This window comes from Streptomyces sp. NPDC001093 (assembly GCF_040298985.1).
In the GTDB taxonomy this organism is placed as follows: Bacteria; Actinomycetota; Actinomycetes; order Streptomycetales; family Streptomycetaceae; genus Streptomyces.
The window spans coordinates 100801-123414 of record NZ_JBEPBF010000004.1 but is presented as its reverse complement, the minus strand read 5'-3'; the positions used below and the strand labels follow the sequence as shown (position 1 = coordinate 123414).

The 22614-nt window shown below is 72.3% G+C and carries 19 protein-coding genes; 8 read left to right on the top strand and 11 right to left on the bottom strand.

Annotation, left to right across the window (positions count from 1 at the left end; all coding sequences use genetic code 11):
- Nucleotides 1-93 precede the first annotated feature (93 nt).
- The 4 genes from ABT288_RS04175 to ABT288_RS04160 all read left to right on the top strand — a co-directional run bounded on the left by ABT288_RS04175 (nt 94) and on the right by ABT288_RS04160 (nt 6809).
- Nucleotides 94-1671, top strand: coding sequence for a Na+/H+ antiporter (locus ABT288_RS04175; RefSeq protein WP_351602615.1), 1578 nt, complete (start codon nt 94-96; stop codon nt 1669-1671).
- Between the two features lie 419 nt (nt 1672-2090).
- Complete coding sequence (locus ABT288_RS04170; protein ID WP_351602555.1) at nt 2091-4049, top strand: APC family permease; 1959 nt, start codon at nt 2091-2093, stop codon at nt 4047-4049.
- A 111-nt stretch (nt 4050-4160) separates the two neighbouring features.
- A complete protein-coding gene (locus tag ABT288_RS04165) occupies nt 4161-4679 on the top strand; it encodes a hypothetical protein (protein WP_351602553.1) in 519 nt (172 codons plus the stop codon).
- Nucleotides 4680-4760: 81 nt separating this feature from the next.
- Complete coding sequence (locus ABT288_RS04160; protein WP_351602551.1) at nt 4761-6809, top strand: NAD(+) synthase; 2049 nt, start codon at nt 4761-4763, stop codon at nt 6807-6809.
- A 10-nt stretch (nt 6810-6819) separates the two neighbouring features.
- Here ABT288_RS04160 and ABT288_RS04155 read toward each other — a convergent pair whose 3' ends face one another.
- Together ABT288_RS04155 and ABT288_RS04150 are read right to left on the bottom strand one after the other, a co-directional pair.
- The gene (locus ABT288_RS04155; protein ID WP_351602549.1) at nt 6820-7539 is read right to left on the bottom strand and encodes a TIGR03943 family putative permease subunit; all 720 of its coding nucleotides are present in this window, start codon (nt 7537-7539) and stop codon (nt 6820-6822) included.
- Complete coding sequence (locus ABT288_RS04150; RefSeq protein WP_351602547.1) at nt 7536-8555, bottom strand: permease; 1020 nt, start codon at nt 8553-8555, stop codon at nt 7536-7538. Before ABT288_RS04150 ends, ABT288_RS04155 begins: the two co-directional genes overlap by 4 nt.
- 162 nt (nt 8556-8717) lie before the next feature.
- Between ABT288_RS04150 and ABT288_RS04145 the strand changes: the two genes are divergently transcribed.
- Nucleotides 8718-10574: an NAD-binding protein gene (locus tag ABT288_RS04145; RefSeq protein ID WP_351602545.1), complete on the top strand. Its 1857-nt coding sequence runs from the start codon at nt 8718-8720 to the stop codon at nt 10572-10574.
- A 7-nt stretch (nt 10575-10581) separates the two neighbouring features.
- Here the strand turns inward: ABT288_RS04145 and ABT288_RS04140 are convergent, their stop codons facing one another.
- Nucleotides 10582-12399 (bottom strand): S9 family peptidase, encoded by a 1818-nt coding sequence (locus ABT288_RS04140; protein WP_351602543.1) that lies wholly within the window; start codon nt 12397-12399, stop codon nt 10582-10584.
- A gap of 83 nt (nt 12400-12482) precedes the next feature.
- On the opposite strand from ABT288_RS04140, the gene ABT288_RS04135 reads away from it, so the two are divergent.
- A complete protein-coding gene (locus ABT288_RS04135) occupies nt 12483-13325 on the top strand; it encodes a class I SAM-dependent methyltransferase (RefSeq protein ID WP_351602541.1) in 843 nt (280 codons plus the stop codon).
- A 60-nt stretch (nt 13326-13385) separates the two neighbouring features.
- Nucleotides 13386-14174 (top strand): SURF1 family protein, encoded by a 789-nt coding sequence (locus tag ABT288_RS04130; RefSeq protein ID WP_351602539.1) that lies wholly within the window; start codon nt 13386-13388, stop codon nt 14172-14174.
- Between the two features lie 20 nt (nt 14175-14194).
- Here ABT288_RS04130 and ABT288_RS04125 read toward each other — a convergent pair whose 3' ends face one another.
- From ABT288_RS04125 to ABT288_RS04110, 4 genes are all read right to left on the bottom strand, one after another.
- Nucleotides 14195-15355, bottom strand: a complete 1161-nt coding sequence (locus ABT288_RS04125) for a hypothetical protein (RefSeq protein ID WP_351602537.1) — start codon at nt 15353-15355, stop codon at nt 14195-14197.
- A gap of 128 nt (nt 15356-15483) precedes the next feature.
- On the bottom strand, nt 15484-16158 hold the full coding sequence (locus ABT288_RS04120; RefSeq protein WP_351602535.1) for a SigE family RNA polymerase sigma factor: 675 nt from the start codon (nt 16156-16158) through the stop codon (nt 15484-15486).
- Between the two features lie 316 nt (nt 16159-16474).
- Nucleotides 16475-17533 carry an aspartate-semialdehyde dehydrogenase gene (locus ABT288_RS04115; RefSeq protein ID WP_351602533.1) on the bottom strand — a complete coding sequence of 353 codons (1059 nt, stop codon included), beginning with the start codon at nt 17531-17533 and terminating at the stop codon, nt 16475-16477.
- A gap of 31 nt (nt 17534-17564) precedes the next feature.
- Nucleotides 17565-18836, bottom strand: coding sequence for an aspartate kinase (locus ABT288_RS04110; RefSeq protein ID WP_351602530.1), 1272 nt, complete (start codon nt 18834-18836; stop codon nt 17565-17567).
- A gap of 203 nt (nt 18837-19039) precedes the next feature.
- On the opposite strand from ABT288_RS04110, the gene ABT288_RS04105 reads away from it, so the two are divergent.
- On the top strand, nt 19040-19768 hold the full coding sequence (locus ABT288_RS04105; RefSeq protein ID WP_351602528.1) for a sulfite exporter TauE/SafE family protein: 729 nt from the start codon (nt 19040-19042) through the stop codon (nt 19766-19768).
- Here the strand turns inward: ABT288_RS04105 and ABT288_RS04100 are convergent.
- The 4 genes from ABT288_RS04100 to ABT288_RS04085 all read right to left on the bottom strand — a co-directional run bounded on the left by ABT288_RS04100 (nt 19758) and on the right by ABT288_RS04085 (nt 22591).
- Complete coding sequence (locus tag ABT288_RS04100; RefSeq protein ID WP_351602526.1) at nt 19758-20336, bottom strand: Uma2 family endonuclease; 579 nt, start codon at nt 20334-20336, stop codon at nt 19758-19760. The genes ABT288_RS04105 and ABT288_RS04100 overlap by 11 nt on opposite strands.
- A 50-nt stretch (nt 20337-20386) precedes the next feature.
- Nucleotides 20387-21361, bottom strand: a complete 975-nt coding sequence (locus ABT288_RS04095) for a hypothetical protein (protein WP_351602524.1) — start codon at nt 21359-21361, stop codon at nt 20387-20389.
- A 275-nt stretch (nt 21362-21636) separates the two neighbouring features.
- Nucleotides 21637-21819 carry a DUF397 domain-containing protein gene (locus ABT288_RS04090; protein ID WP_351602522.1) on the bottom strand — a complete coding sequence of 61 codons (183 nt, stop codon included), beginning with the start codon at nt 21817-21819 and terminating at the stop codon, nt 21637-21639.
- The gene (locus tag ABT288_RS04085) at nt 21812-22591 is read right to left on the bottom strand and encodes a helix-turn-helix domain-containing protein (RefSeq protein ID WP_351602613.1); all 780 of its coding nucleotides are present in this window, start codon (nt 22589-22591) and stop codon (nt 21812-21814) included. The genes ABT288_RS04090 and ABT288_RS04085 overlap by 8 nt, the downstream gene beginning before the upstream one ends.
- Nucleotides 22592-22614 lie beyond the last annotated feature (23 nt).

The window sequence follows — 22614 nt, the reverse complement described above, 5'->3', positions numbered from 1 at the left end:
GACGTGACCTGGCCCGATAGGGTGAGGGCAGGTGTGCCGGGAAGTCTGGTCGGCCGGGAGCCGGAGCGGCTTCCGCAACTCCAGGGGGACGGCATGCGCAGCGTCGGTACGGTTCTCGCCCTCGTGGTCCTCGCCACGGTGGTCGCCACCTTCGCGCGCCGCTGGCGCATCCCCGCCCCCTCCCTCCTCGTGGTCGCCGGCCTCGCCGTGGCGCTGCTGCCGGGCACCCCACAGATCCAGATCAGCCCGCAGATCATCGGCCTCGTCGTGCTGCCCCCGCTGCTGTACGCGAGCGCCGAGGACATGCCCTGGCGGGAGCTGCGGGCGGTGTGGAAGCCGGTCGGGATCCTCGCCATCGGCCTGGTGCTCGCCTCCGCGGCGGCCGTCGCCGCGGTGGCGGTGCTGGTCACCCCCCTGTCCTGGCAGATGGCGTTCGTGCTGGGCGCGGTGCTGGCCAGCACCGACCCGGTGGCGGTGACCGCGCTCGGCCGCCGGCTCGCCCTGCCGCCCCGGGTCCAGGTCCTCGTCCAGGCGGAGAGCCTGTTCAACGACGCGACCTCCCTGGTGCTGGTCCGGGTGGCGGCGGGCATCGCCGTCGCCGCGGCCGCCGCCGACTGGGGCGCGGCGAGCGGCGAGTTCTTCCTGCTCGCGGGCGGCGGCACGGTGATCGGGGCGGCCGTGGCCGCCGTGGTCACCCTGATCCGGCGCCGCACCGAGGACCCGGTGCTGGAGACGGTGATCGCCCTGGTCACCCCGTACGCCGCCTACCTGCTGGCCGAGGTGGCGCACACCTCCGGGGTGACCTCCTGCGTGGTGGCCGGGGTGGTGCTGGGCGGCCGGGGCGACCGGCTCACCAACGCACGCATACGGCTCCAGCTGCACGCGGTGTACGGCACGGTGGTGTTCCTCCTGGAGAGCGTCGTCTTCAGCCTGATAGGGCTGGCCCTGCCCTCCCAGGTACGGGCCCTGGCGGACGGCGACCGGGCCTGGCCGCTGTACGCCCTGGCCGTCGCCGCCACCCTCGTCGCCGTACGCCTGCTGTGGCTGGCGCCCCTGTCGGCCGTGGTGCAGCGCAAGGGCGGGGCCGGCCGGCTGAACTGGCGGGTGCCGGTGGTGCTGACCTGGGCGGGCACCCGCGGGGTGATGCCGCTGGCCGCCGCGCTGTCCATACCCGAGGTCATGAGGAACGGCGGTCCGCTCACCGACCGGCCGCTGGTCCTGGTCCTGACCACCTCGGTCGTCGTGGTCACCCTCGTCGTCCAGGGTTTCACCCTCGCCCCGGTCGTCCGCGCCTCCGGCATCGCCCTGGAGCCCGCCCACACCGCGCGCGAGGAGGCCGAGGCCCGCTCCCACCTCGCCCACGCCGGCCTCGCCCGCCTGGAGGAGCTCGCCGAGCTGGAGGTCGTACCGGACGTCGTCCTGGACCGGCTGCGCCGCGGCCTGAACGCCCGCCTCGACGACGCCCGCGACGGCCTCGCCCGGACCAACGGCACCGGGGGCGTGGCCACCGAGTCCGCCGACCGGGTCTACCGGCAGCTGCGGCGCGACCTGATCGCCGTGGAGACCGGTGAACTGCAGCGGCTGTACGACGCGCATGCGATCAGTGACACCACGCGGCGGCGGCTGCAGCGGGCGCTGGACCTCGAGGAGGCCCGGCTGTCCGATGTGTGAGCGGCTCACCTGAACTCCGCCGGCCTTGGGCGCAGGCGGCCGGTTGCGTGTCGTACGTCGACGGGGTCGCGCCGGGGGCCTGAAGCTGCCGGGACCGCGCCTGCCGCTGCTCCGTGCGGTCCGGCGCCCGGGCAAGCCCCGCGCCCTCGGGGAACCCGCGGTGCCCTCGGCAGCCCGGTGGGCAGCCGCCGCCTCGGTGCCTGACGGGCGCCGGATCCCCCGTACGGCGCAATCGCTCCCCGCGCGAAGGCGGAGCCTCGAACCCCGATGTCCGGCCAGCGCTCGCCGCCGGTCCCCGCACAGGCTCGACAGCCCGGCGGCATGACCCATGGGCCCGCGCGGCACCGTCTGCTTACGCTGGTGCCGCCGTCGCGTGATGGCCGGAACCTCACGCTGAGCCGCACGTCGGGAGCACGCCGATGGCCACCTCCGAACACGCTCCTCATACCGGTCGGCTGCGCGCCTGGATGCTGCAGGGCCTGTCCGACATGGGCAGGGCCGGGGGCCACACCGGCCCGCACGCCGAGCCGGAGCCCCCGCACCGGGGCCAGCACTGGTACCGGGTGATGTGCCTGACCGGTGTCGACTACTTCTCCACCCTCGGCTACCAGCCCGGCATCGCGGCCCTGGCGGCCGGCCTGCTCTCCCCCGTCGCCACCCTGGTCCTCGTCGCCGTCACCCTCGCCGGCGCCCTTCCCGTCTACCGCAGGGTGGCCGAGGAGAGCCCGCACGGCGAGGGCTCCATCGCCATGCTGGAGCGGCTGCTGTCCTTCTGGAAGGGCAAGCTGTTCGTCCTGACGCTGCTGGGCTTCGCCGCCACCGACTTCCTGATCACCATCACCCTGTCGGCCGCCGACGCCTCCACCCACCTCATCGAGAACCCGCACCTGACGAGCACCCTGCACGGCCTGCAGATGCTGATCACGCTGCTGCTGGTGGCCCTGCTGGGCGCGGTGTTCCTCAAGGGCTTCCTGGAGGCGATCGGCGTCGCGTTCGCCCTGGTGGTGGTCTACCTCGCCCTGAACGCGGTGGTCGTGGCGGCCGGCCTGTGGCACGTGCTCACCGCCGGGCACGTGGTCACCGACTGGACCAGCGCCCTGACCGCCGCGCACGGCAACGTCTTCGCCATGATCGGCGTGTCCCTGCTGGTCTTCCCCAAGCTCGCCCTCGGCCTGTCCGGCTTCGAGACCGGCGTCGCGGTCATGCCCCACGTCCAGGGCGATCCGGGGGACACGGAGGAGAAGCCGAGCGGCCGGATCCGCGACACCAAGAAGCTGCTCACCACGGCCGCGCTGATCATGAGCGTCTTCCTGATCACCACCAGTTTCATCACCACGGTGCTCATCCCGGCCGCCGAGTTCAAGCCCGGCGGCAAGGCCAACGGCCGCGCGCTCGCCTACCTCGCCCACGAGTACCTCGGTGGCGCCTTCGGCACGGTCTACGACCTGTCGACCATCGCCATCCTCTGGTTCGCCGGCGCCTCCGCCATGGCCGGCCTGCTCAACCTGATGCCGCGCTATCTGCCCCGCTACGGCATGGCCCCGCAATGGGCCCGCGCGGTGCGCCCGATGGTCATCGTCTTCACCCTGGTCGCCTTCCTGGTCACCTGGCTCTTCGACGCCAACGTCGACAAGCAGGGCGGCGCCTACGCCACCGGCGTGCTGGTCCTGATGTCGTCCGCGGCGATCGCCGTGACCATCGCCTCCCACCGGGCGGCCCAGCGCGGCTGGACCGTCGCCTTCGCCACCGTGTCCGCGGTCCTGCTCTACGTCACCGTGGCCAACGTCATCGAGCGCCCGGACGGCGTGAAGATCGGTGCCTGCTTCATCGTCGGCATCATGCTCGTCTCCTTCCTCTCCCGGCTGGCCCGCGCCTTCGAGCTGCGCGTCACCCATATCGAGCTGGACGACATGGCGGAACGGTTCATCCGGGACATGTCGCACCGCCGCATCCGCTTCATCGCGAACAAGCCCGGCCGGCGGGACAAGACCGAGTACCGCGACAAGGTCGAGCAGATCAGGGCCGACAACGACATCCCGGCCTCGGAGGACTTCGTCTTCGTCGAGGTCACGGTCACCGACCCCTCCGAGTTCGAGGCGGGCCTGAACGTGCGCGGCGAGGTCCTGCACAACCGCTACCGCGTGCTGACCCTGGAGTCCTCCTCCATCCCCAACGCCCTCGCCGCGCTCCTCCTGCACGCCCGCGACGCCACCGGCTGCACCCCGCACATCTACTTCGAGTGGACCGAGGGCAACCCCTTCGCCAACTTCCTGCGTTTCTTCCTCTTCGGCCAGGGCGAGGTCGCCCCGGTCACCCGCGAGGTCCTGCGCGAGGCGGAACCGAACCGGCCCCTGCGCCCCCGCGTGCACACCGGCTGAGGACCGACTGCGCCGACCGGCGTCAGGATTCCGTCAAGATGCACCCGTACGGCGCTAGGACCCCGTATGCAGCGGCCGCCGCAGCCCGCACGGCCGCCTAGCGTCGGCCTCATGCGACGGAGCGGACCGCCAGGCTCGGCCGGCGACCGCCACTGGCGCGGCAGCGCCCGGCTGGCGCTCACCTGCGCCCTGACCTTCTGCGCCCTGTGCCTCCTGGTCGACTGGGACGCGGGCAGCCTGACCCCCCTGCGCGCCCTGCTCTGGGTCACCCTGTCGGCCGCGGTGTGCGCCGTCCTGCTCCCCCAGCGGGTCAGCGCGGGCCCCGGCTGGCTCGCGGTCCGCACGCCCTGGCGCCGGCACGTGGTCCGTACGGACGCGCTGGTCTCCGTACGGCAGTACGACGGCGTCTCCTCCCACCTGGTCCTGCGGGACGTCCACGGCCACCGCCTGGAACTCGACCCCCGCATCCTCGCGGCCAACCCCCTGCTCTGGCACGAACTCGACACCGGTGTCCACCGCTCCCTGGAACGCGGGACGCTGCGCCGGGGTGCGGAAGTCCTGTACCGCCTGGGCCGGCGCATCGACGACGAGACGGTGCAGGCGGTGCTCCGGGCCTCGGGGCTCTCCTGACTGACCGGCCGGGGCCCCCGCCCGGCGGGGATTTAGGCTTCCTTCTGTACAAGATTCGCTTCGGCTGTGAGGGACGCCGCGTTGAACTTCTGGTCGATCTATCAGCATGGCTTCGCCCGAGTCGCCGCGTGTACGGGCCACACCGTCATCGCCGACCCGCCCGCCAACGCCGAGGCGGTCCTGCGCCACGCGCGCCGGTGCGCCGAGGAGGGCGTCGCCGTCGCCGTGTTCCCCGAGCTGTGCCTGTCCGGGTACGCGATCGACGACCTGCTGCTGCAGGACGCGCTGCTCGACGACGTCGAGACGGCGCTCGCCACGATCGTCGCCGAGTCGGCGGACCTGCTGCCGGTGCTGGTCGTCGGCGCCCCGCTGCGCCACCGCGACCGGATCTTCAACTGCGCGGTGCTCGTGCACCGCGGCCGGGTCCTCGGCGTCGTACCGAAGTCGTACCCGCCGAACTACCGGGAGTTCTACGAGCGCCGGCAGATCGCCGGGGGCGACGACGAGCGTGGCGGAACGATCCGGCTCGGCGGCGCGGACGCGCCGTTCGGCGTGGACCTGCTCTTCGCGGCGGCGGACGTGCCCGGGCTCGTGCTGCACGCGGAGATCTGCGAGGACATGTGGGTGCCGGTGCCGCCGAGCGCGGAGGCGGCGCTGGCCGGGGCGACCGTCCTCGTCAACCTCTCGGGCAGCCCGATCACCGTCGGCCGGGCCGAGGACCGCAAGCTGCTGTGCCGCTCGGCGTCCTCCCGCTGCGTCGCCGCGTACGTCTACGCGGCGGCCGGCCTCGGCGAGTCGACCACCGACCTGTCCTGGGACGGCCAGACTCTGATCTACGAGAACGGCGCGCTGCTGGCCGAGACCGAACGCTTCCCGCTGGGCGAGCAGTACGCGGTGGCCGACGTGGACCTGGACCTGCTGCGGCAGGAGCGGCAGCGGATGGGCACGTTCGGCGAGAACCGGCGCACCCACGCCGCGCGCACCGGCGACTTCCGGACGGTGTCCTTCGAACTCACCCCGCCGGCCGCCGCCGACCTGGGCCTGCGCCGCCGCGTGGAGCGCTTCCCGTTCGTCCCGGCCGACGCCGAGCGCCTCGCCCTCGACTGCTACGAGGCGTACAACATCCAGGTCGCGGGGTTGCAGCAGCGGCTCGCGTCGATCGGCGGCCCGAAGGTCGTCATCGGTGTCTCCGGCGGCCTGGACTCCACGCACGCGCTGATCGTCGCCGCCCGCGCGATGGACCGCGCCGGGCGCCCGCGCAGCGACATCCTGGCCTTCACCCTGCCCGGCTTCGCCACCAGCGACCACACCAAGGACAACGCCCACCGGCTGATGCGCTCCCTCGGCGTCACCGCGGCCGAGCTGGACATCACGCCGACCGCACGGCTGATGCTGAAGGAGATCGGCCACCCCTTCGCCTCCGGCGAGCCGGTGTACGACGTCACCTTCGAGAACGTCCAGGCGGGCCTGCGCACCGACTACCTGTTCCGGCTGGCCAACCAGCGCGGCGGCATCGTGCTCGGCACCGGCGACCTCTCCGAGCTGGCGCTCGGCTGGTCGACGTACGGCGTCGGCGACCAGATGAGCCACTACAACGTCAACTCCGGCGTGCCCAAGACGCTGATCCAGCACCTCATCCGCTGGGTCGTCGGCAGCGAGCAGTTCGACGAGGAGACCGGCAAGATCCTCACCGCGATCCTCGACACGGAGATCAGCCCCGAGCTGGTGCCCGGCGAGGAGATGCAGTCCACGGAGTCGAAGATCGGCCCGTACGCGCTGCACGACTTCACCCTCTTCCACGTGCTGCGCTACGGCTTCCGCCCCTCGAAGATCGCCTTCCTCGCCTGGCACGCCTGGCACGACAAGGAGTCCGGCGCCTGGCCCCCCGGCTTCCCGGAGGCCGAGCGCGGCACCTACGACCTGGCGCAGATCCGGCACTGGCTGGAGGTCTTCATCCGCCGCTTCTTCGCCTTCTCCCAGTTCAAACGCTCGGCCATGCCGAACGGCCCGAAGGTCTCGGCGGGCGGCTCCCTCTCCCCGCGCGGCGACTGGCGTGCCCCGTCGGACGGCACGGCGCAGGCGTGGCTGCGGGACCTGGAGCGCTTCGACTCGAAGGAGACGAAGGCTTAGGCGCCCGGCGTCAGTTGTTCCAGGTCTCGTCGTACGGGTCGTGCGGCACCGGCACCGGTGTCGCCGAGGTGACCTTCAGATAGGGGATGGGGCCGTTGTTGACGGGGTCGCGGGCCAGGCGGGGACTGTAGGTGCCGGTGACCTCCAGCCAGGCGTCCGGCCGCAGGACCGGCGGCAGGGTGCCGGTCAGCGCGACCTTCACCGGCTGGGCGTCCGCCGCACAGCAGTTGAGGGCCATGCGGACCAGATACGGCGCGCCCGAGTGGTCCAGGGCGAGGAAGCCGGTGACGCGGACCTGGCGGCCGTGCAGGGAACGGCCGTGGTCGTAGGCCGCGCGGGAGGCGTAGTCGACCACGGAGAGCGGGGCGGGGTCGGCGGCGGGCAGCTTGCCGTAGGTGTACGGCTTCTGCAGGGCCGTGCCGGAGCGCAGGGCGCTGTAGGAGCCGAGGGCGGGCGGGGCGACGAGGATGAGGGCGAGCAGGGGGAGCAACAGCAGCCAGGAGACGCGGGGTTCGGGGTGGCTGTGGCCGTGCTCCCCGGTGGCGGCCCTGGCCCGCCGGCGCTCGTACCAGACCGTCGCCAGCGCAGCCAGGACGAGGACCGCGCCGGAGGCCAGCAGCAGCGGTTGCAGGGCCGCCTTGACGTAGCGGAGGTAGAGGTCGGTGCTGCCCGCGTGCAGCAGGGCGGCGCCGAGCAGGAACATGACGGCGGCCTGGGAATGGCGGTTCACAGGAGCACCGCCGAGGTCACCACGGCGCCCGCGACGGCCAGCACGAAGGTGGCGGGCGCGAAGCGGAGGGCGAAGGTACGGCCGAAGGTGCCGGCCTGCATCGCGAACAGTTTGAGGTCGATCATCGGGCCCACCACCAGGAACACCAGCTTGGCCGTCAGGGAGAACTGGGTGAGGGAGGCCGCGACGAACGCGTCCGCCTCCGAGCAGATGGACAGCAGTACGGCGAGCACGGCGAGGGCGAGCACGGAGAAGACGGGGTTTCCGGCCGCCGCGCGCAGCCAGTCCGCGGGGGTCGCCGCCTTCAGCGTGGCCGCGGCCATCGCCCCGAGCACCAGGAAGCCGCCCGCGTGCATGGTGTCGTGCCGTACCGAGCCCCAGAACGCCTCCCCCTTGGTCGCGCCCTCGTGCGCGCCGTGGGCCGGGGGGCGCAGCCAGTCGGTGCGGCCCAGGCGCTGCCACAGCCAGCCCATCGCGCACGCCACCAGCAGGCTCGCCAGGAACCGGGCGAGGACCATCGCCGGATCGCGGGGGAAAGCGACGGCGGTGGCGGTGAGGACGATCGGGTTGATCGCGGGGGCGGAGAGGAGGAAGGCGAGGGCCGCGGCCGGGGTGACGCCCCTGCGGACGAGGGCGCCCGCCACCGGGACCGACGCGCACTCGCAGCCCGGCAGGATCGCCCCCGCGACCCCGGCGACCGGCACGGCGAGGGCGGGGCGGCGCGGCAGGGCCCGCGCGAAGAAGGACGGCGGCACGAACACCGCGATCGCCGCCGACAGCAGCACACCGAGGACGAGGAAGGGCAGTGCCTGGACCGTCACCGCGACGAACACCGTCATCCAGCTCTGCATCAGCGGGGTGCCGAGGAGCCCGCGGATCGGGGACTGGGCGAGCACCGCGAGGAGCAGGGTCAGCGTCAGCACGAGCGGGGAGCTGAGCCTGCGGCTCTCCCCGCCGCCCGGATCGCCGGCGGGGCCGGTCTCCGCGCCGGGCGGGGCGTCTTCCGTGATGGCCACGTGCGATTACCTCCGGCTGGCTGTCCTGGTTCGCTCCCTCCCCTTCGGTACGCGAGTCGTCCCCAGGGTGTTCACACCGTTGCTGGAACCACTCCTCTCCTTGGGGCAGTCTTTTCCCTCGTGGGGAGCGTTCCGTATCAAGGTGGGCCCAGGGCCCCGCACATGGTGGTGTGCGGTGACGACGGGCTCGCGCACCGGCTGGCCGCCGAGTTGCGCGGAGTCTACGGCGAGCAGGTCACCCTCGTGGTACCGCCGAACGGGCGCACCGCCAGACCTCCGGTGGTCGGACGAGCCCGGTCCGCTTCGGCCGCGCTGTTCGACCGCGTGGTGAACGCCGCGGTCGGCCGCGGCGGCAACGGACCCGGCTCGGGGCCCGGCTCCGGCTCCGGCTCCGGCTCCGGCTCGACCGCGACGGCCACGAGCACCGGCGGAGCCGGAAGCACCGCCGGCGGCGGCAACGGCGGTGAGGCCGAAGGGGTGCTGGAGGCCGCCGAGATCACCGAGTCCGTGCTCGCCCGGGCCGGAGTGGAACGGGCCGCCGCGCTCGCCCTCGTCTTCGACGACGACGAGACCAACATCCGGGCCGCGCTGACCGCCCGTCGGCTCAACCCGCGGCTGCGGCTCGTCCTCCGGCTCTACAACCGGCGGTTGGGCCAGCACATCGAGGAACTCCTCGACCAGGCGGCCGCGTTGGCCACCGGTGACGGCGAGGGCGGCACCGACGCGTCCACCACCGTGCTGTCCGACGCCGACACCGCCGCGCCCGCGCTGGCCGCCACCGCGGTCGCCGGCACCAGCAAGGTCGTCCAGACCGAGGGGCTGCTGCTGCGGGCCGTCGAACGGCCGTCGGCGGGCACCGGACTGTGCACGCTCGCCCTGCTCTCCCCGCCGGGCGCGGATCCCGAGGGCGGCGCGGACCAGGAACCCCGGCTGTTGCCGGACGACGACGAGGTGGGGCAGGCCGCCGGGCGGGCGGCCGTGGTGCTGGAGCAGGTGTCCTCGGCGGGCGGCCGGGAGTCGGCCGCGCCGGGACGCGGCGGGGTGCCGCCGCTCGCCTCGCTGTTCTCCCGGCGGCTGCGGTGGTCGCTGGCGGGCATGGTGGCGTGCGTGCTCGCGCTCGCCGTCGCGCTGTGGGTGGTCACGCCGGGGATCCACCCGCTGCGGGCCTTCTACTACACCCTCCTCGACCTGTTCGCGATCGACAACCCCGCCCTCGGGGCGCCGCTCGCCCGGCAGATCCTCCAACTCCTGTCCGGACTGGTCGGGTTGCTGCTGCTCCCGGTGCTGCTGGCAGCCGTGCTGGAGGCGCTGGGCACCTTCCGCACCGCCTCCGCCCTGCGGAAGCCGCCGCGCGGTCTCGGCGGGCATGTGGTGCTGCTCGGGCTCGGGAAGATCGGCACCCGGGTGCTGATCCGGCTGCGCGAGCTGAACATCCCCGTCGTGTGCGTCGAGTCCGACCCGGACGCGCGGGGCCTTGCGACCGCGCGGCGGCTGCGGGTGCCGGTGGTGCTCGGGGACGTCACCCAGGAAGGGGTGCTGGAGTCCGCGAAGATCCACCGGGCGTACGCCCTGCTCGCGGTGACCAGCGCGGACACCACCAACCTGGAGGCCGTGCTGTACGCGCGGAGCGTACGGCCCGATCTGCGGGTGGTGCTCCGGCTGTACGACGACGACTTCGCCACCGCCGTGTACCGCACCCTGCGGGCCGCCTACCCGCACGCCCTCACCCGGAGCCGGAGCGTCACGCATCTGGCCGCGCCCGCGTTCGCCGGGGCGATGCTGGGCCGGCAGGTGCTGGGCGCCATCGCGGTGGAGCGGCGGGTGCTGCTGTTCGCCGCGGTCGATGTCGCCGGGCACCCCCAGCTGGAGGGACGGACGGTACGGGACGCCTTCCGGGCCGGGTCCTGGCGGGTGCTGGCTCTCGAGGGGCGGACGGACACGGCACCGGGCCATGTGCTGGACAAGGGGGACCGGGTCGTCGTCGCCGCCACCCGCAGAGGCCTCGCGGAACTGCGCTGACCCTCGGTCAGAAAGCCCCCAGGTGCCGGGCCGCGAAGTCCGTCTCCAGTCTCACCTGCTTGATCCGCTCGTCCACCACCAGGGAGCCGTGCCCGGCGTCGTAGCGGTACACCTCGTGGATCGCGCCTCTCGTCTCCAGCCGCTTGACGTAGTTGTCGATCTGGCGGATCGGGCAGCGGGGGTCGTTGACACCCGCCGAGATGTAGACCGGGGCCTTGACCGCGTCGACGTAGGTGAGCGGGGAGGAGGCCTCGAAACGCTCGGGGACCTCCTCGGGGGTGCCGCCCAGCAGGGTGCGGTCCATGGCCTTCAGCGCCTCCATCTCGTCGTGGTACGCGGTGACGTAGTCCGCGACGGGTACGACCGCGATGCCCACCGTCCACGCGTCGGGCTGGGTGCCGAGGCCGAGCAGGGTGAGGTAGCCGCCCCAGGAGGCGCCGGTGAGGACCAGTCGGGCGGGGTCGGCGAGGCCGGAGGAGACGGCCCAGTCGCGGACCGCGGCCACGTCCTCCAGCTCGATCAGGCCGACCCGGTGCCTCAGGGCGTCGGTCCAGGCGCGGCCGTAGCCGGTGGAGCCGCGGTAGTTGATGCGGATCACCGCATACCCCTGGTCGACCCAGGAGGCCGGGCCGGCGGCGAAGGAGTCGCTGTCGTGCCAGGTCGGGCCGCCGTGCAGGTCGAAGACCGTGGGCAGCGGGCCGGTGGCGCCCGCCGGCTTCTGGATCAGGGCGTGGATGCGGCCGCCGGGGCCCTCCACCCACACGTCCTCCACCGGCACCGACGGCGGGCAGGCCATGCCGGGCGGGTCCAGGACGATGCCGCCGGACGTCGAGCGGACCGCGGGCGGCTCGGCGGCCGAGGACCACAGGTACTCCACGCTGCCGTCGGGGCGGGCGGTGGCGCCGGAGACCGTGCCGGGCGGGGTCGGGATGCGGGTCAGCTCGCGGCTCGCCAGGTCGTAGCGGAACAGCTCGCTGCGGGCCTCGAAGCCGTGGGCAACGAGGAGGGCCGAGCCGTCCGGGTACCACTCGGCGCTGACGTCGCCCGGCAGGTCCAGGGCGAGGTCGGTCTCCTCGCCCGTCGCCACGTCCCACACCAGCGGCTCCCAGCGGCCCCGGCGCTGATGTCCGATGAGCAGCCGGGTGTCACCGTCGACCGGCGCGAAGCCCAGCACCTCCAGGCCCAGCTCCTCGGTGCCGCCCTTGGTGTCGTCCAGCTCGGCGACCGGCGTGCCGTCGGAGAGGAGCACGCGCAGCGCCGCGTGCATGGCGTCGCCGTGCTCGGTGTGCTCGACGGCGATCAGGGAGCCGTCGTGCGAGAGGCCGCCGACGCCCGCCGACTCGCGGTGCCGGTAGATCTCGACCGGGTCCTCGCCCTCGCGCGCGAGATGGATCGTCGTGCCCTCGTCGTCCGTGGAGCGGCCGACGACCGCCGTGCGCCCGTCCCGGGACAGGGCGAGCCCCGCCGGGTAGGACGGATCGAGGCCCGGGACGGCGGGCTCGTCCTGCCCTCCCTCGAAGGGCTGGCGGCGCCAGATGCCGAACTCGTCGCCGTCCTTGTCGTCGAACCACCAGATCCAGGCGCCGTCCGGAGAGAGCTCGCCGTCCGTCGTGCCGTTCGGCCGGTGCGTCGCCTGCCGCTGCCCGCCCGTCGCGCGGTCCCAGGCATACAGCTCGTACGTGCCCGTCGCGTTCGACACGAACAGGGAGCGGTCCGGTGCGTCCTCCGCCCAGTCGGGCAGCGACACCCGCGGCGCCCGGAAGCGCTTCTCCCAGTCCGGCATGCCGGCCGTGTCCCGCTCGCCCGGCCCGTTGCTCTCACTCATAGCCCCAGTCATGCGCCCATACTGCCTGGCCGCGCCGACAATTGGGTGGCGGGTGTGCGCAGCCTGTGGATAACTTTCCGATCATGAGCACGCAGATCGACCACCACTCCGCTCCCGACGGCTGGCGCGAGGACAACCGGGCCCTGTGGGACGAGCGCGTCCCCGTGCATGTGGCCGGTGAGTACTACGACCTCGACGGCTTCCGCGCCCACCCGGACGTCCTGCGGGACTTCGAGACGGCCGAGGTCGGCGACGTCACCGGCAGGACACTCCTCCACCTGCAGTGCCACATCGGGACCGACACCCTCTCCTGGGCCCACCGGGGCGCCGCCCGCGTCGTCGGCCTGGACTTCTCCGCCCCGGCCGTCGAGGCCGCCCGCTCCCTCGCCGCCGAACTGGGCCACGGCCCGGAGCGCGCCGCCTTCGTCACCAGTGACGTGTACGACGCGGCCGACGCCGTGCCCGAGGCCGCGTACGACATCGTCTACACCGGGCTCGGTGCGCTGTGCTGGCTGCCCGACATCCGCCGCTGGGCGCGGACGGCCGCCTCCCTCGTCGCGCCCGGCGGGTTCCTGTACCTCGCCGAGTTCCACCCGATCACCGAGACCCTGGACGACGCGACGGGCACGCGGATCGTGCGGGACTACTTCCGCCGCGACGCCCAGGTGTGGGACGAGCCCGGTACCTACGCCGACCGGGACGCCGTCACCGTCCACAACCGCAGCGTGGAGTGGCAGCACACCCTCGGCGACGTGGTCTCCGCGCTCGCCGCGACCGGGCTGCGGATCGAGTTCCTGCACGAGCACGACGTCTCCCTCTTCCCGCGCTTCGAGAACTTCGAGGTCCGCGACGGCTACCACCGCTTCCCGGCCGACCACCCGCGCATCCCGCTGATCTACTCCCTCAAGGCGAGCAAGGGCCGCTGAGAGCGGGCAAGGGCCGCCCCGCGGGCGGGCGCCCGGCCGCGGCGCCGTACCGTGGAGGGCGTGTACCGGTTTCTGCTGACTCCCCGCTGGTGGGGCATCAACGTCTTCGTGCTGCTCGCCATCCCGTTCTGCGTCTTCATGGGGTCCTGGCAGCTGAGCCGGTTCGAGGGGCGGGTGCAGGAGCACCGCAGCGCGACCGAGCAGGCCGCGTCCGACCAGCACGAGACCGCGCGCCCGCTGGAGTCGATGCTGCCCGTCGACAAGGCCACCTCCGGCCGCCGGGTCACCGCGAGCGGGCACTACGGCACCCAGCTGCTGGTGCCCGGCCGGCAGCTCGACGGCAGGAACGGCTTCTACGTCCTCACCCTGCTGCGCACCGGCTCCGGCAAGGCGCTGCCGGTGGTGCGGGGCTGGCTGCCGGGCAAGGCGGAGGCGGCGAAGGCGCCCGCGCCGCCGGGCGGTGAGGTCACCGTCACCGGCGCGCTGCAGGCCTCCGAGACGCCCGGGGACAACGGGGTCAGCGCGGCCGGCGGGCTGCCGGCCGGGCAGGCGGCGGCGATCAGCACGGCGTCGCTGGTGAACCTGGTGCCGGACAGGCTGTATGACGCCTGGGTGACCCTGGACAGGGCCGACGCCGGGATGAAGGCCGTGCCCGCGACGGCGCCGGACGGCACCGGGCTGGACCTGAAGGCCTTCCAGAACCTCGGCTACACGGGGGAGTGGTTCGTCTTCGCCGGGTTCGTGGTGTTCATGTGGTTCCGGCTGGTACGGCGAGAGGCCGAGGCGGCGCGGGACGCCGCACTGGGCCTGGTGCCGGAGGAGACACCGCAGCCGGTGACCAGTAGCTGAGCGCGAGCGCCCCGGAGGGGTTACGCCCCCGCCAGCACCCCGGTGTAGACGACCGTCCCCGCGCACTCGCCCGTCACCGTCGCCGTGACCGCAGGGGAGCCGCCCTGCGCGGTGTGCGTGATCTGTACGCTGCCGTCGGCCGCGCCGCCCCCGGTCATCAGCTGGGGCGTGGTGCCCGTCGAGCCCCCGCTGTCGGCCGAACCGCCGGTGGCACTCGCGCCCTGGGTCGGCGACGGGTCCGGGGTGGGGCCGCCGGTCTGGGAGCCGCCGGTGGTGCTGGTGCCACCGCCGGTGGTGGGGCAGGTCGCGGACGGCACGAAGGCGAACTTCTCCTCGTACGCCGCGCCCGGCCGCAGGACCAGCCCGGTGACCTCCAGCGAGGGGTCGGGCAGTCCGGTCGCCGCGTCCCCGTCCACATGCCGGGCGGTGCCGATCTTGGCCGGGTCGGCCGCGCCCACCGCGGTCGGGGTGATGGTGCCCGCGCCGGCGACGGTGCAGGCGGCGGAGGAGACATTGACGACGCGGAAGGTGCCGTAGACCACGCCCGCGGTGTCGGGGGCGACGGCGGTGCCGGTGGCCGAGCCCAGCTGGCCCGTCGTGCACAGCGGGACGCCGCTCGAGGCGAGCGTGGAGGACGGGTTGGCGCCGCCGGTGACGCCGCCGGTGCCGCTGCCGCCGCCCTTGCCCTTCGTCCCGGACCTGCCGGGCTCCTGGCCGGGCTTGGCGGTCGTAGCGCCGCCGTCCTTCCTGCCGCCCGTGTCGCCGCCCTTGTCCTTGCCCTGCCCGGTGCCGCCCTGGGCCTGGGAGGACTGGCCGGCCATGGCGGTGTCGGGGTCGGTGCCGCCGGACTCGGAGACGTGCACGAGCGCGGGGATCGCGGTGCCGATGAACAGGGCCGCGGCGGCCATGCCGACGGCGGCCTGCCGCTTGCGGGCCCGCCGCGCGGGCACGGCCCGGCGCAGGTGCTCCAGCGTGCCGGTGCGCGGCTCCAGGTCGTCGACGGCGGAGTGCAGCATCCGGCGCAGGGCCGACTCGTCGGCACCGAGGCCGTCGAGATCCTTCCCGGTGCCGTCGAGCTCGAACCCGTCCGGATCGGCGCCGGGACCGTCCTGGCCCGGGCCGCGCCCGTCGGGACCCTGGTCGAGGCCCTCGGGGTCCTTCTCGTCGGGGCCGTGGTTCACAGTTCCGTTCCCAGCGTGCGATTGCGTGTCTTCTTGCTCATGCCGCCTCGTCGGCTCGTGCCAGGCGAAGGGCTCGTGACGTCGGTGGGAATGGCGTTCATCCGCATCGCCCCCTTCGGCGCGCGCGCTCATGCCGGTGTCCCCATGGCCACCCGCAGCGCGGCGATGCCCCGCGAGCCGTACGCCTTCACCGAGCCCAGCGAGATCCCGAGGGTCTCGGCGACCTGGGCCTCGGTCATGTCCGCGAAGTAGCGCAGGACCAGGACCTCGCGCTGGCGGCGCTGCAGGCCCTTCATCGCCTTGATGAGGTCGCGGCGCTCCAGCTGGTCGTAGGCGCCCTCCTCCGCGCTCGCCATGTCCGGCATCGGCTTGGAGAGCAGCTTCAGGCCGAGGATGCGGCGGCGCAGGGTGGAGCGGGAGAGGTTGACGACCGTCTGCCTGAGGTAGGCGAGGGTCTTCTCTGGGTCGCGGACGCGCTTGCGGGCCGAGTGCACGCGGATGAAGGCCTCCTGGACCACGTCCTCGCAGGAGGCGGTGTCGTCCAGGAGCAGCGCGGCGAGGCCGAGCAGCGAGCGGTAGTGCGCCCGGTAGGTCTCGGTGAGGTGGTCGACGGTCGTACCGGCGGCCGTGGTCGCGGCGGTCTCGTCGGAGCCGTCACGCTGACCGGGTATGCGGGCGGGCCGCGCTGCGGGCATGGGCGCGATCACCGGCATGCCGCCGGGCGTGCGGGGCCGGAGAGCCGCACGGGGCGGCCGGAGGGCCGCCACGCCGCGGGCCGCGCTGAGTTCGAGTACCTCTGCCACGCCAGTTGGACACGTCTCCCCCCGCCAGGGTTGTACGTGCCGGGCGTCACATGTGCGACAACCGGCCGAGCCTCAAGTGACGTCATGCGCCCCGCTCTTCCCCTATGTCTGATATGGGCGGGTGTCCCCACACCCGGCCCGATCACGGCGTCCCCACGCCCGAAGAGTGACCGCAAAGACGCTCCCCGCCCTCCGCACGGTTGCGGGGACGGGGAGGAAATCCTCTGTTGCCTTGAGCAATGGTTCAAGTGGTTTGGACCATGTATCCGGGCCACACTTCTTACAGGGATCCTACAAAGCTCCTGCGAGGCCGGGGTCAGCGGTCGGCCCACTCCGCCGCGACCAGCTCCGCGATCTGCGCGGTGTTCAGCGCGGCCCCCTTGCGGAGGTTGTCGCCGCACACGAAGAGTTCGAGCGCGGTCGGGTCGTCCAGGGTCCGCCGCAGCCGGCCCACCCAGGTCGGGTCGGTGCCCACGACGTCCGCGGGGGTGGGGTACTCGCCGGCCGCCGGATCGTCGCACAGCACCACGCCGGGCGCGGTCGCGAGGATCTCGCGGGCGCGGTCGACCGTCACCTCGCCCTGGAAGCGGGCGTGCACGGTCAGGGAGTGGGTGGTGATCACCGGGACGCGTACACAGGTCACGGCGACCGGCAGGCGCGGCAGCCCGAGGATCTTGCGGGACTCGTCGCGGACCTTCATCTCCTCCGAGGACCAGCCGTCCTCCCTGAGCGACCCGGCCCACGGCACGACGTTCAGCGCGACCGGCTCCGGGAACGGCCCGGTGTCCTCCCCGACGGCCCGCCGTACGTCGCCGGGCTTGGTGCCCAGCTCGGTCCCGGCCACCAGGGACAGCTGGGCCCGCAGCGCGTCCACCCCGGCCCGCCCGGCCCCGCTCACCGCCTGGTACGACGACACCACCAGCTCGCGCAGCCCGAACTCGGCGTGCAGCGCGCCCAGGGCGACGATCATCGTCAGGGTCGTGCAGTTGGGGTTGGCGACGATCCCGCGCGGGCGGACCCGTACGGCGTGCGGATTGACCTCGGGCACCACGAGCGGCACCTCGGGGTCCAGCCGGAAGGCGGCGGAGTTGTCGACGACCACCGCGCCGCGCGCGGCGGCGATCGGCGCCCACTGCGCCGCGACCTCGTCCGGGACGTCGAACATGGCGATGTCGACCCCGTCGAAGGCCTCCTCGCTCAGGGCCACCACCTCGACCTCCTCCCCGCGCACGGCCAGTTTGCGGCCGGCCGAGCGGGGGGAGGCGATCAGGCGGATCTCGCCCCAGACGTCCGCGCGCTGGGACAGGATCTGGAGCATGACCGCGCCGACGGCTCCGGTCGCTCCCACGACCGCGAGCGTCGGCCTGCCGGTCATCGTCGTACGCCTCCGTACGTCGTGGAGACGGTCATCGGCCGGTGCCGCCGTAGACGACGGCCTCGTCGGTGTCGGAGTCGAGCCCGAAGGCGGTGTGCACGGCGCGCACGGCCTCGTTGACGTCGTCGGCGCGGGTGACGACCGAGATACGGATCTCGGAGGTCGAGATCAGCTCGATGTTCACGCCCGCGTCGCTCAGCGCCTCGAAGAAGGAGGCGGTGACGCCCGGGTTGGTCTTCATGCCCGCGCCGACCAGCGAGATCTTGCCGATCTGGTCGTCGTAGCGCAGCGAGTCGAAGCCGATGCCCGACCGGCTCTTCTCCAGCGCGTCGATCGCCTTGCGGCCCTCGGTCTTCGGCAGCGTGAAGGAGATGTCCGTCAGGCCCGTGGAGGCGGCGGACACGTTCTGCACGACCATGTCGATGTTGATCTCGGCATCGGCGATGGCCCGGAAGATCGCGGCGGCCTCACCCGGCTTGTCCGGCACGCCGACGACCGTGATCTTGGCCTCGGAGGTGTCGTGCGCGACACCGGAGATGATGGCCTGCTCCACCTGCTTGTCCCCAATCGGCTCACTGCTGACCCAGGTGCCCTGCAGCCCGCTGAAGCTGGACCGGACATGGATCGGGATGTTGTAGCGGCGGGCGTACTCCACACAGCGGTGGAGCAGCACCTTGGAGCCGGAGGCCGCGAGCTCCAGCATGTCCTCGAAGGAGATCCAGTCGATCTTCTTCGCCTTCTTCACCACACGCGGGTCGGCGGTGAACACGCCGTCGACGTCGGTGTAGATCTCGCAGACCTCGGCGTCGAGCGCGGCGGCGAGGGCGACGGCGGTGGTGTCGGACCCGCCACGCCCCAGCGTGGTGATGTCCTTCTTGTCGGCGCTGACGCCCTGGAACCCGGCGACGATCGCGATGTTGCCCTTGTCCAGCGAATCCCGGATCCGGCCCGGGGTGACGTCGATGATCCGCGCTTTGTTGTGGACCGAGTCGGTGATGACGCCTGCCTGGCTGCCGGTGAAGGACTGGGCCTCGTGACCCAGGTTTTTGATCGCCATCGCCAGCAGGGCCATGGAGATCCGCTCTCCGGCGGTCAGCAGCATGTCGAATTCTCGCCCGGCAGGCATCGGAGAAACCTGCTCGGCGAGATCGATCAGCTCGTCCGTCGTGTCGCCCATCGCGGAAACGACGACGACAACCTGGTTGCCGTTCTTCTTCGCTTCCACGATCCGCTTGGCGACGCGCTTGATGCCCTCGGCATCGGCTACGGAGGAGCCTCCGTACTTCTGCACGACAAGGCCCACGTGCGCTCCTCGCTCGGTTCGTTTGTGTCGGCTCAGTCTAACGAGCGCCCGAATTCCACCACCGTGCTCCCGCATGGTGAGACATCCGGTCGTCCGTGTCCGGCACCTGCCCAGCCGTCGCCGGACCACGCGGGAAAGTGCCCCGCGTCACAGTCGCCACTGCATTAGTTTTCCACCACAGCGGTGTGACATACGGGGGCGACATGACGGAGACGCTGCTCGCGGCGATCGTCCTGCTGGGCGGATGCGTGCAGTGGCTGACCGGGATGGGCTTCGCCCTGGTCGCCGTACCCGCCCTGGTCCTGCTGCTCGGCCCCGCCGACGGGGTGGTGCTCGCCAACTGCGCCGCCGGCGCGATCAGCGTGGTGGGGCTGGCGGGCGGCTGGCGCCGGGTCCGCCCCGCGGCGATGGTGCCCCTGTGCGCCGCGGCGGCATGCACGGTACCTGCGGGCGCCTGGATGACCCGCCAACTCCCCCGCCCGGTCCTGCTGTTGGTGATGGGCGCCCTGGTGACGGCGGCGGTCCTCCTGGTCATGCGCGGCGCCCGGATACCGTCCCTGCGGGGCGGCAGGGGAGCGGTGACGGCCGGCGCCCTGGGCGGCTTCATGAACGCGGCGGCGGGCGTGGGCGGCCCGCCGGTGTCCCTGTACGCCCTCAACGCAGGCTGGACGGTACGGGAGTTCGTGCCGAACGCGCAGTTCTACGGCGTCGCCGTCAACGCCTTCTCGATCGCCGCGAACGGCGTGCCCCGCCTGCCCGGCGCGCAGTGGGCGGCCGTCTGCGCCGCGCTGACGACCGGCGCGGCGATCGGCCACGCCATCGCCGGCCGCATCCCGGAGCACCGGGCCCGCCACCTGGTCCTGCTGCTGGCCCTGGCGGGGGGCGCGACGGCGATGACGAAGGGGGTGTGGGGGGTGTGGCTCAGTCGCTGAACTCCTTGAGCGGCTCGGTGTCCAGGGTGATGTTCACGGGGTCGGGGAGCTTGACGGAGGCGCCGAAGGGCAGCTTCTCCTCGTGCCGGTAGCGGCCGTCCTCGGGCTGGTTGAACACCACGACCGAGCAGTCGTCACGGTCGATGAGGAGGTAGACGGGGATACCGGCGGCGGCATAACCGTCGGGCTTCTCGACGCGGTCCCGGCGTGCCGTGTCGGAATCCCAGGAGGTGATCTCCACGGCCATCAGCACGCCGGTGGCCTCCGACCACTCGCCCTTGCCCTTGAGGCTGCCCTTGGGCACCAGTACGCCATCGGCGCGGGCCCGCCCCTTGCGATACGCCTCGGTCTTGAGTCCCCGCTCGGGATGGAGCCGCAGGTCCGGTCGCAGCTGCATGCAGCGTTCCAGGAGCCACATGTAGATCTCGCTGTGGTTGCCGTCCGGCATGGGCTTTACGACGACCTTCCCGTTCACGAACTCCAGCCACACGGTCTCCGGGGCATGGCGTTCCAGCTCCTCGAACTCCTCGGCAGTCATCTGCGGCCGGTCCTCGGTCCTGCGGCTCATGGCGTCGCCTCCTCGACTCCATGGTGCCCTGACCGGCGCGTCCTGCACGCTCATACGCCGCCCTTCCGCAGCGCCAGGCCACCGGGAGAGCGCAGACCGCCCGCCGCTCGGACCCGGGCGGCCCACTCATGCACTTCCTCGGCGCTGGGGAGCGGCCTCCCCAGAAACGTCTCCGGCAGCTGCGGGATGCGTTCGCCCTCTGGCGTCTCCAGACCCAGCTCCACGCGGCACTCCCGGCACAGTCCCTGGATGATCTCCGCGGTCCGCTCGTCCGCGTCACAGGTGCCGCAGACCCGGACCACCCGGTCGATGCGGGCGCGGAGCGGCGCCTTCTTCTGGCGCACCTTCGCCTTCTTTGGCGGCATGCAGTTCTCCAATCGCTTGCGAGCGAATCCGCCCGGGTTGGTCACTTCGGGCGGAAGTCCTTCGGTGAGGGCACGGGTGATGTCCTCCGGCGTCGAGCCACGCGACAGCCACTCCGCGGCAAGCGCTTCGAGAGACCGGCAGTCCCGTTCGGACAGCGGCATACGGCGGTCAGCGTCGCGAAGTCCGGCGAGGGTGCGGTAGGCGTCGCTGTGCTGTGGCTCGGCCGGCTCCACCGGCTCCCTCTCGTGGATCTCCTCCTCGGCCTCCTCGGGCCGGGCCAGCCCGGACCGGTAGCCGTCGGTCACGATCCTGCCGTTGCGCGACCGTGCGAACTCTTCCCACCAGGCCGCCGACCTGGGCGTACGCGACCAGTACGTACGCGTCACCCAGCGCATGGCGCCGTCTTCGACAGTGATGTGCTCCCGGATCCGATGCAGGTGTCCGGCATCGGTCAGCAGCGCCATCGCAGCGCGCGTCGCCTGCTGGCCGTACCGCGGGTGTTCGGCGGCGATCGCCTTGTAGCCCATCGCGTGGCCGTCTTGGAGGTGGTCGATGAAGACCGCGAGGTCGCGTTCACGGCCGTCCAGGTGTGCGAAGTCCGCGTCTGCGTGCGGGTCTTCGTCACCGGCGGAGCGCTTTCCGTAACCCGTTTTGGCCATGGGGTGGGACGGGGACGGCAGGACGGGGCTAGGGTGGGAGTAAGCCACGATCGAGCTGCTTTCGATCCGTAGGTCCAGGCCCCGGAGCCGGTGTTGGCGCACCGACCGGGGCCGATCTATTTGCCGCGAACCTAGAGCCGCTTTACGTTCCGGCGCAAGCTGATCACGGAACGTCACCCATTCAGGGTAAGCCGCCTTAACTCAGGTACAGGCTTGGTTGGTTGGGAGGTTTTCACCCAGCCCAGAAACCCAGAGAAGGGCTCGAAGCCCGAGGCTCAAGCCCCGGGCTGAAGCGCGGAGATGAACGCCGACCAGGCGGGGGCGGGGAGGCGGATCTCCGGGCCGGTGGGGTTCTTGGAGTCGCGGATGTGGATGCGGGTGGCGAACGCGACTTCGACGCAGTTGCCGCCCTCGTTGTCGCTGTAGCTCGACTTGAACCACGTGAGCTGGTCAGTCATGGCGATCCACCATCCGCTCGATGAAACGGGACGACTCAGCGGGGCTGAGAGCCTGCGCGCGGATCATGCTAAGCCGCCCGGTCACCCGGCTGACAACCTCCGGATCGGCCGAAAGTTCGCTCGCGAGCGGACCTTCCGTGAAGGCGAACCGGTCGTGGTCACGGACCTCCAGCAGAACCATGGGGCCCAAGTGCGCGTCACTGAGCGCCCGTTCGAACGGCAGCACCTGCACGTCGACGTTCCGTGGACGGGACACCTTCAGCAAATGGCGCAGTTGGTCGTCGTCGACGAACGGCCCGCGCAGCACCGCCTCATGGAGAATGAAGCTGAGGGCCACCGGCGGCTTCCTCTCGGTGAGTATCGCCTGCCGCTCGATCCGCGCAGCGATCCGCTCCTCGACCGTCTCCTCGTCCAGAGGTGGGTAGCGGCTCTCGATCAGAGCACGTGCGTAGGCCCCCGTCTGCAACAGGCCGGGCACAAGCATGGTCTCGTACGACCAGAGACCGATCGCCTCCCTCTCCCGCTCCATGAACTCCTGCGCCCTGGGCGGGAACTTCTCCCTGCTCAAGTAGTCCTTCGCCGCGCTCAGCATCCCGTCCGCCCGGCACAAGTCGTCCGCCACGTCGAGGACTCGGGGCGTCGGCATGCGCACCCCCTGCTCCATCGCCTTGATGGTGTCCGGGGAGTAGTTCGACGCGGCGGCCAACTCCTCCCGAGAGACATTGGCCTTCGTGCGCCAGCGTTTCAACTGGTTGCCGCTGAAGCGCCACATGGGCGGCGACTGGGTCACCGTAC

What these genes read in the sequence shown, in the direction of transcription:
- ABT288_RS04115 (WP_351602533.1), bottom strand. Translation starts at nt 17,533, where the DNA reads ATGACCGGCAGGCCGACGCTCGCGGTCGTGGGAGCGACCGGAGCCGTC.
- ABT288_RS04105 (WP_351602528.1), top strand. Translation starts at nt 19,040, where the DNA reads ATGACGGAGACGCTGCTCGCGGCGATCGTCCTGCTGGGCGGATGCGTG.
- ABT288_RS04140 (WP_351602543.1), bottom strand. Translation starts at nt 12,399, where the DNA reads ATGAGTGAGAGCAACGGGCCGGGCGAGCGGGACACGGCCGGCATGCCG.
- ABT288_RS04090 (WP_351602522.1), bottom strand. Translation starts at nt 21,819, where the DNA reads ATGACTGACCAGCTCACGTGGTTCAAGTCGAGCTACAGCGACAACGAG.
- ABT288_RS04100 (WP_351602526.1), bottom strand. Translation starts at nt 20,336, where the DNA reads ATGAGCCGCAGGACCGAGGACCGGCCGCAGATGACTGCCGAGGAGTTC.
- ABT288_RS04135 (WP_351602541.1), top strand. Translation starts at nt 12,483, where the DNA reads ATGAGCACGCAGATCGACCACCACTCCGCTCCCGACGGCTGGCGCGAG.
- ABT288_RS04165 (WP_351602553.1), top strand. Translation starts at nt 4,161, where the DNA reads ATGCGACGGAGCGGACCGCCAGGCTCGGCCGGCGACCGCCACTGGCGC.
- ABT288_RS04170 (WP_351602555.1), top strand. Translation starts at nt 2,091, where the DNA reads ATGGCCACCTCCGAACACGCTCCTCATACCGGTCGGCTGCGCGCCTGG.
- ABT288_RS04095 (WP_351602524.1), bottom strand. Translation starts at nt 21,361, where the DNA reads ATGGCCAAAACGGGTTACGGAAAGCGCTCCGCCGGTGACGAAGACCCG.
- ABT288_RS04085 (WP_351602613.1), bottom strand. Translation starts at nt 22,591, where the DNA reads ATGTGGCGCTTCAGCGGCAACCAGTTGAAACGCTGGCGCACGAAGGCC.
- ABT288_RS04175 (WP_351602615.1), top strand. Translation starts at nt 94, where the DNA reads ATGCGCAGCGTCGGTACGGTTCTCGCCCTCGTGGTCCTCGCCACGGTG.
- ABT288_RS04145 (WP_351602545.1), top strand. Translation starts at nt 8,718, where the DNA reads ATGGTGGTGTGCGGTGACGACGGGCTCGCGCACCGGCTGGCCGCCGAG.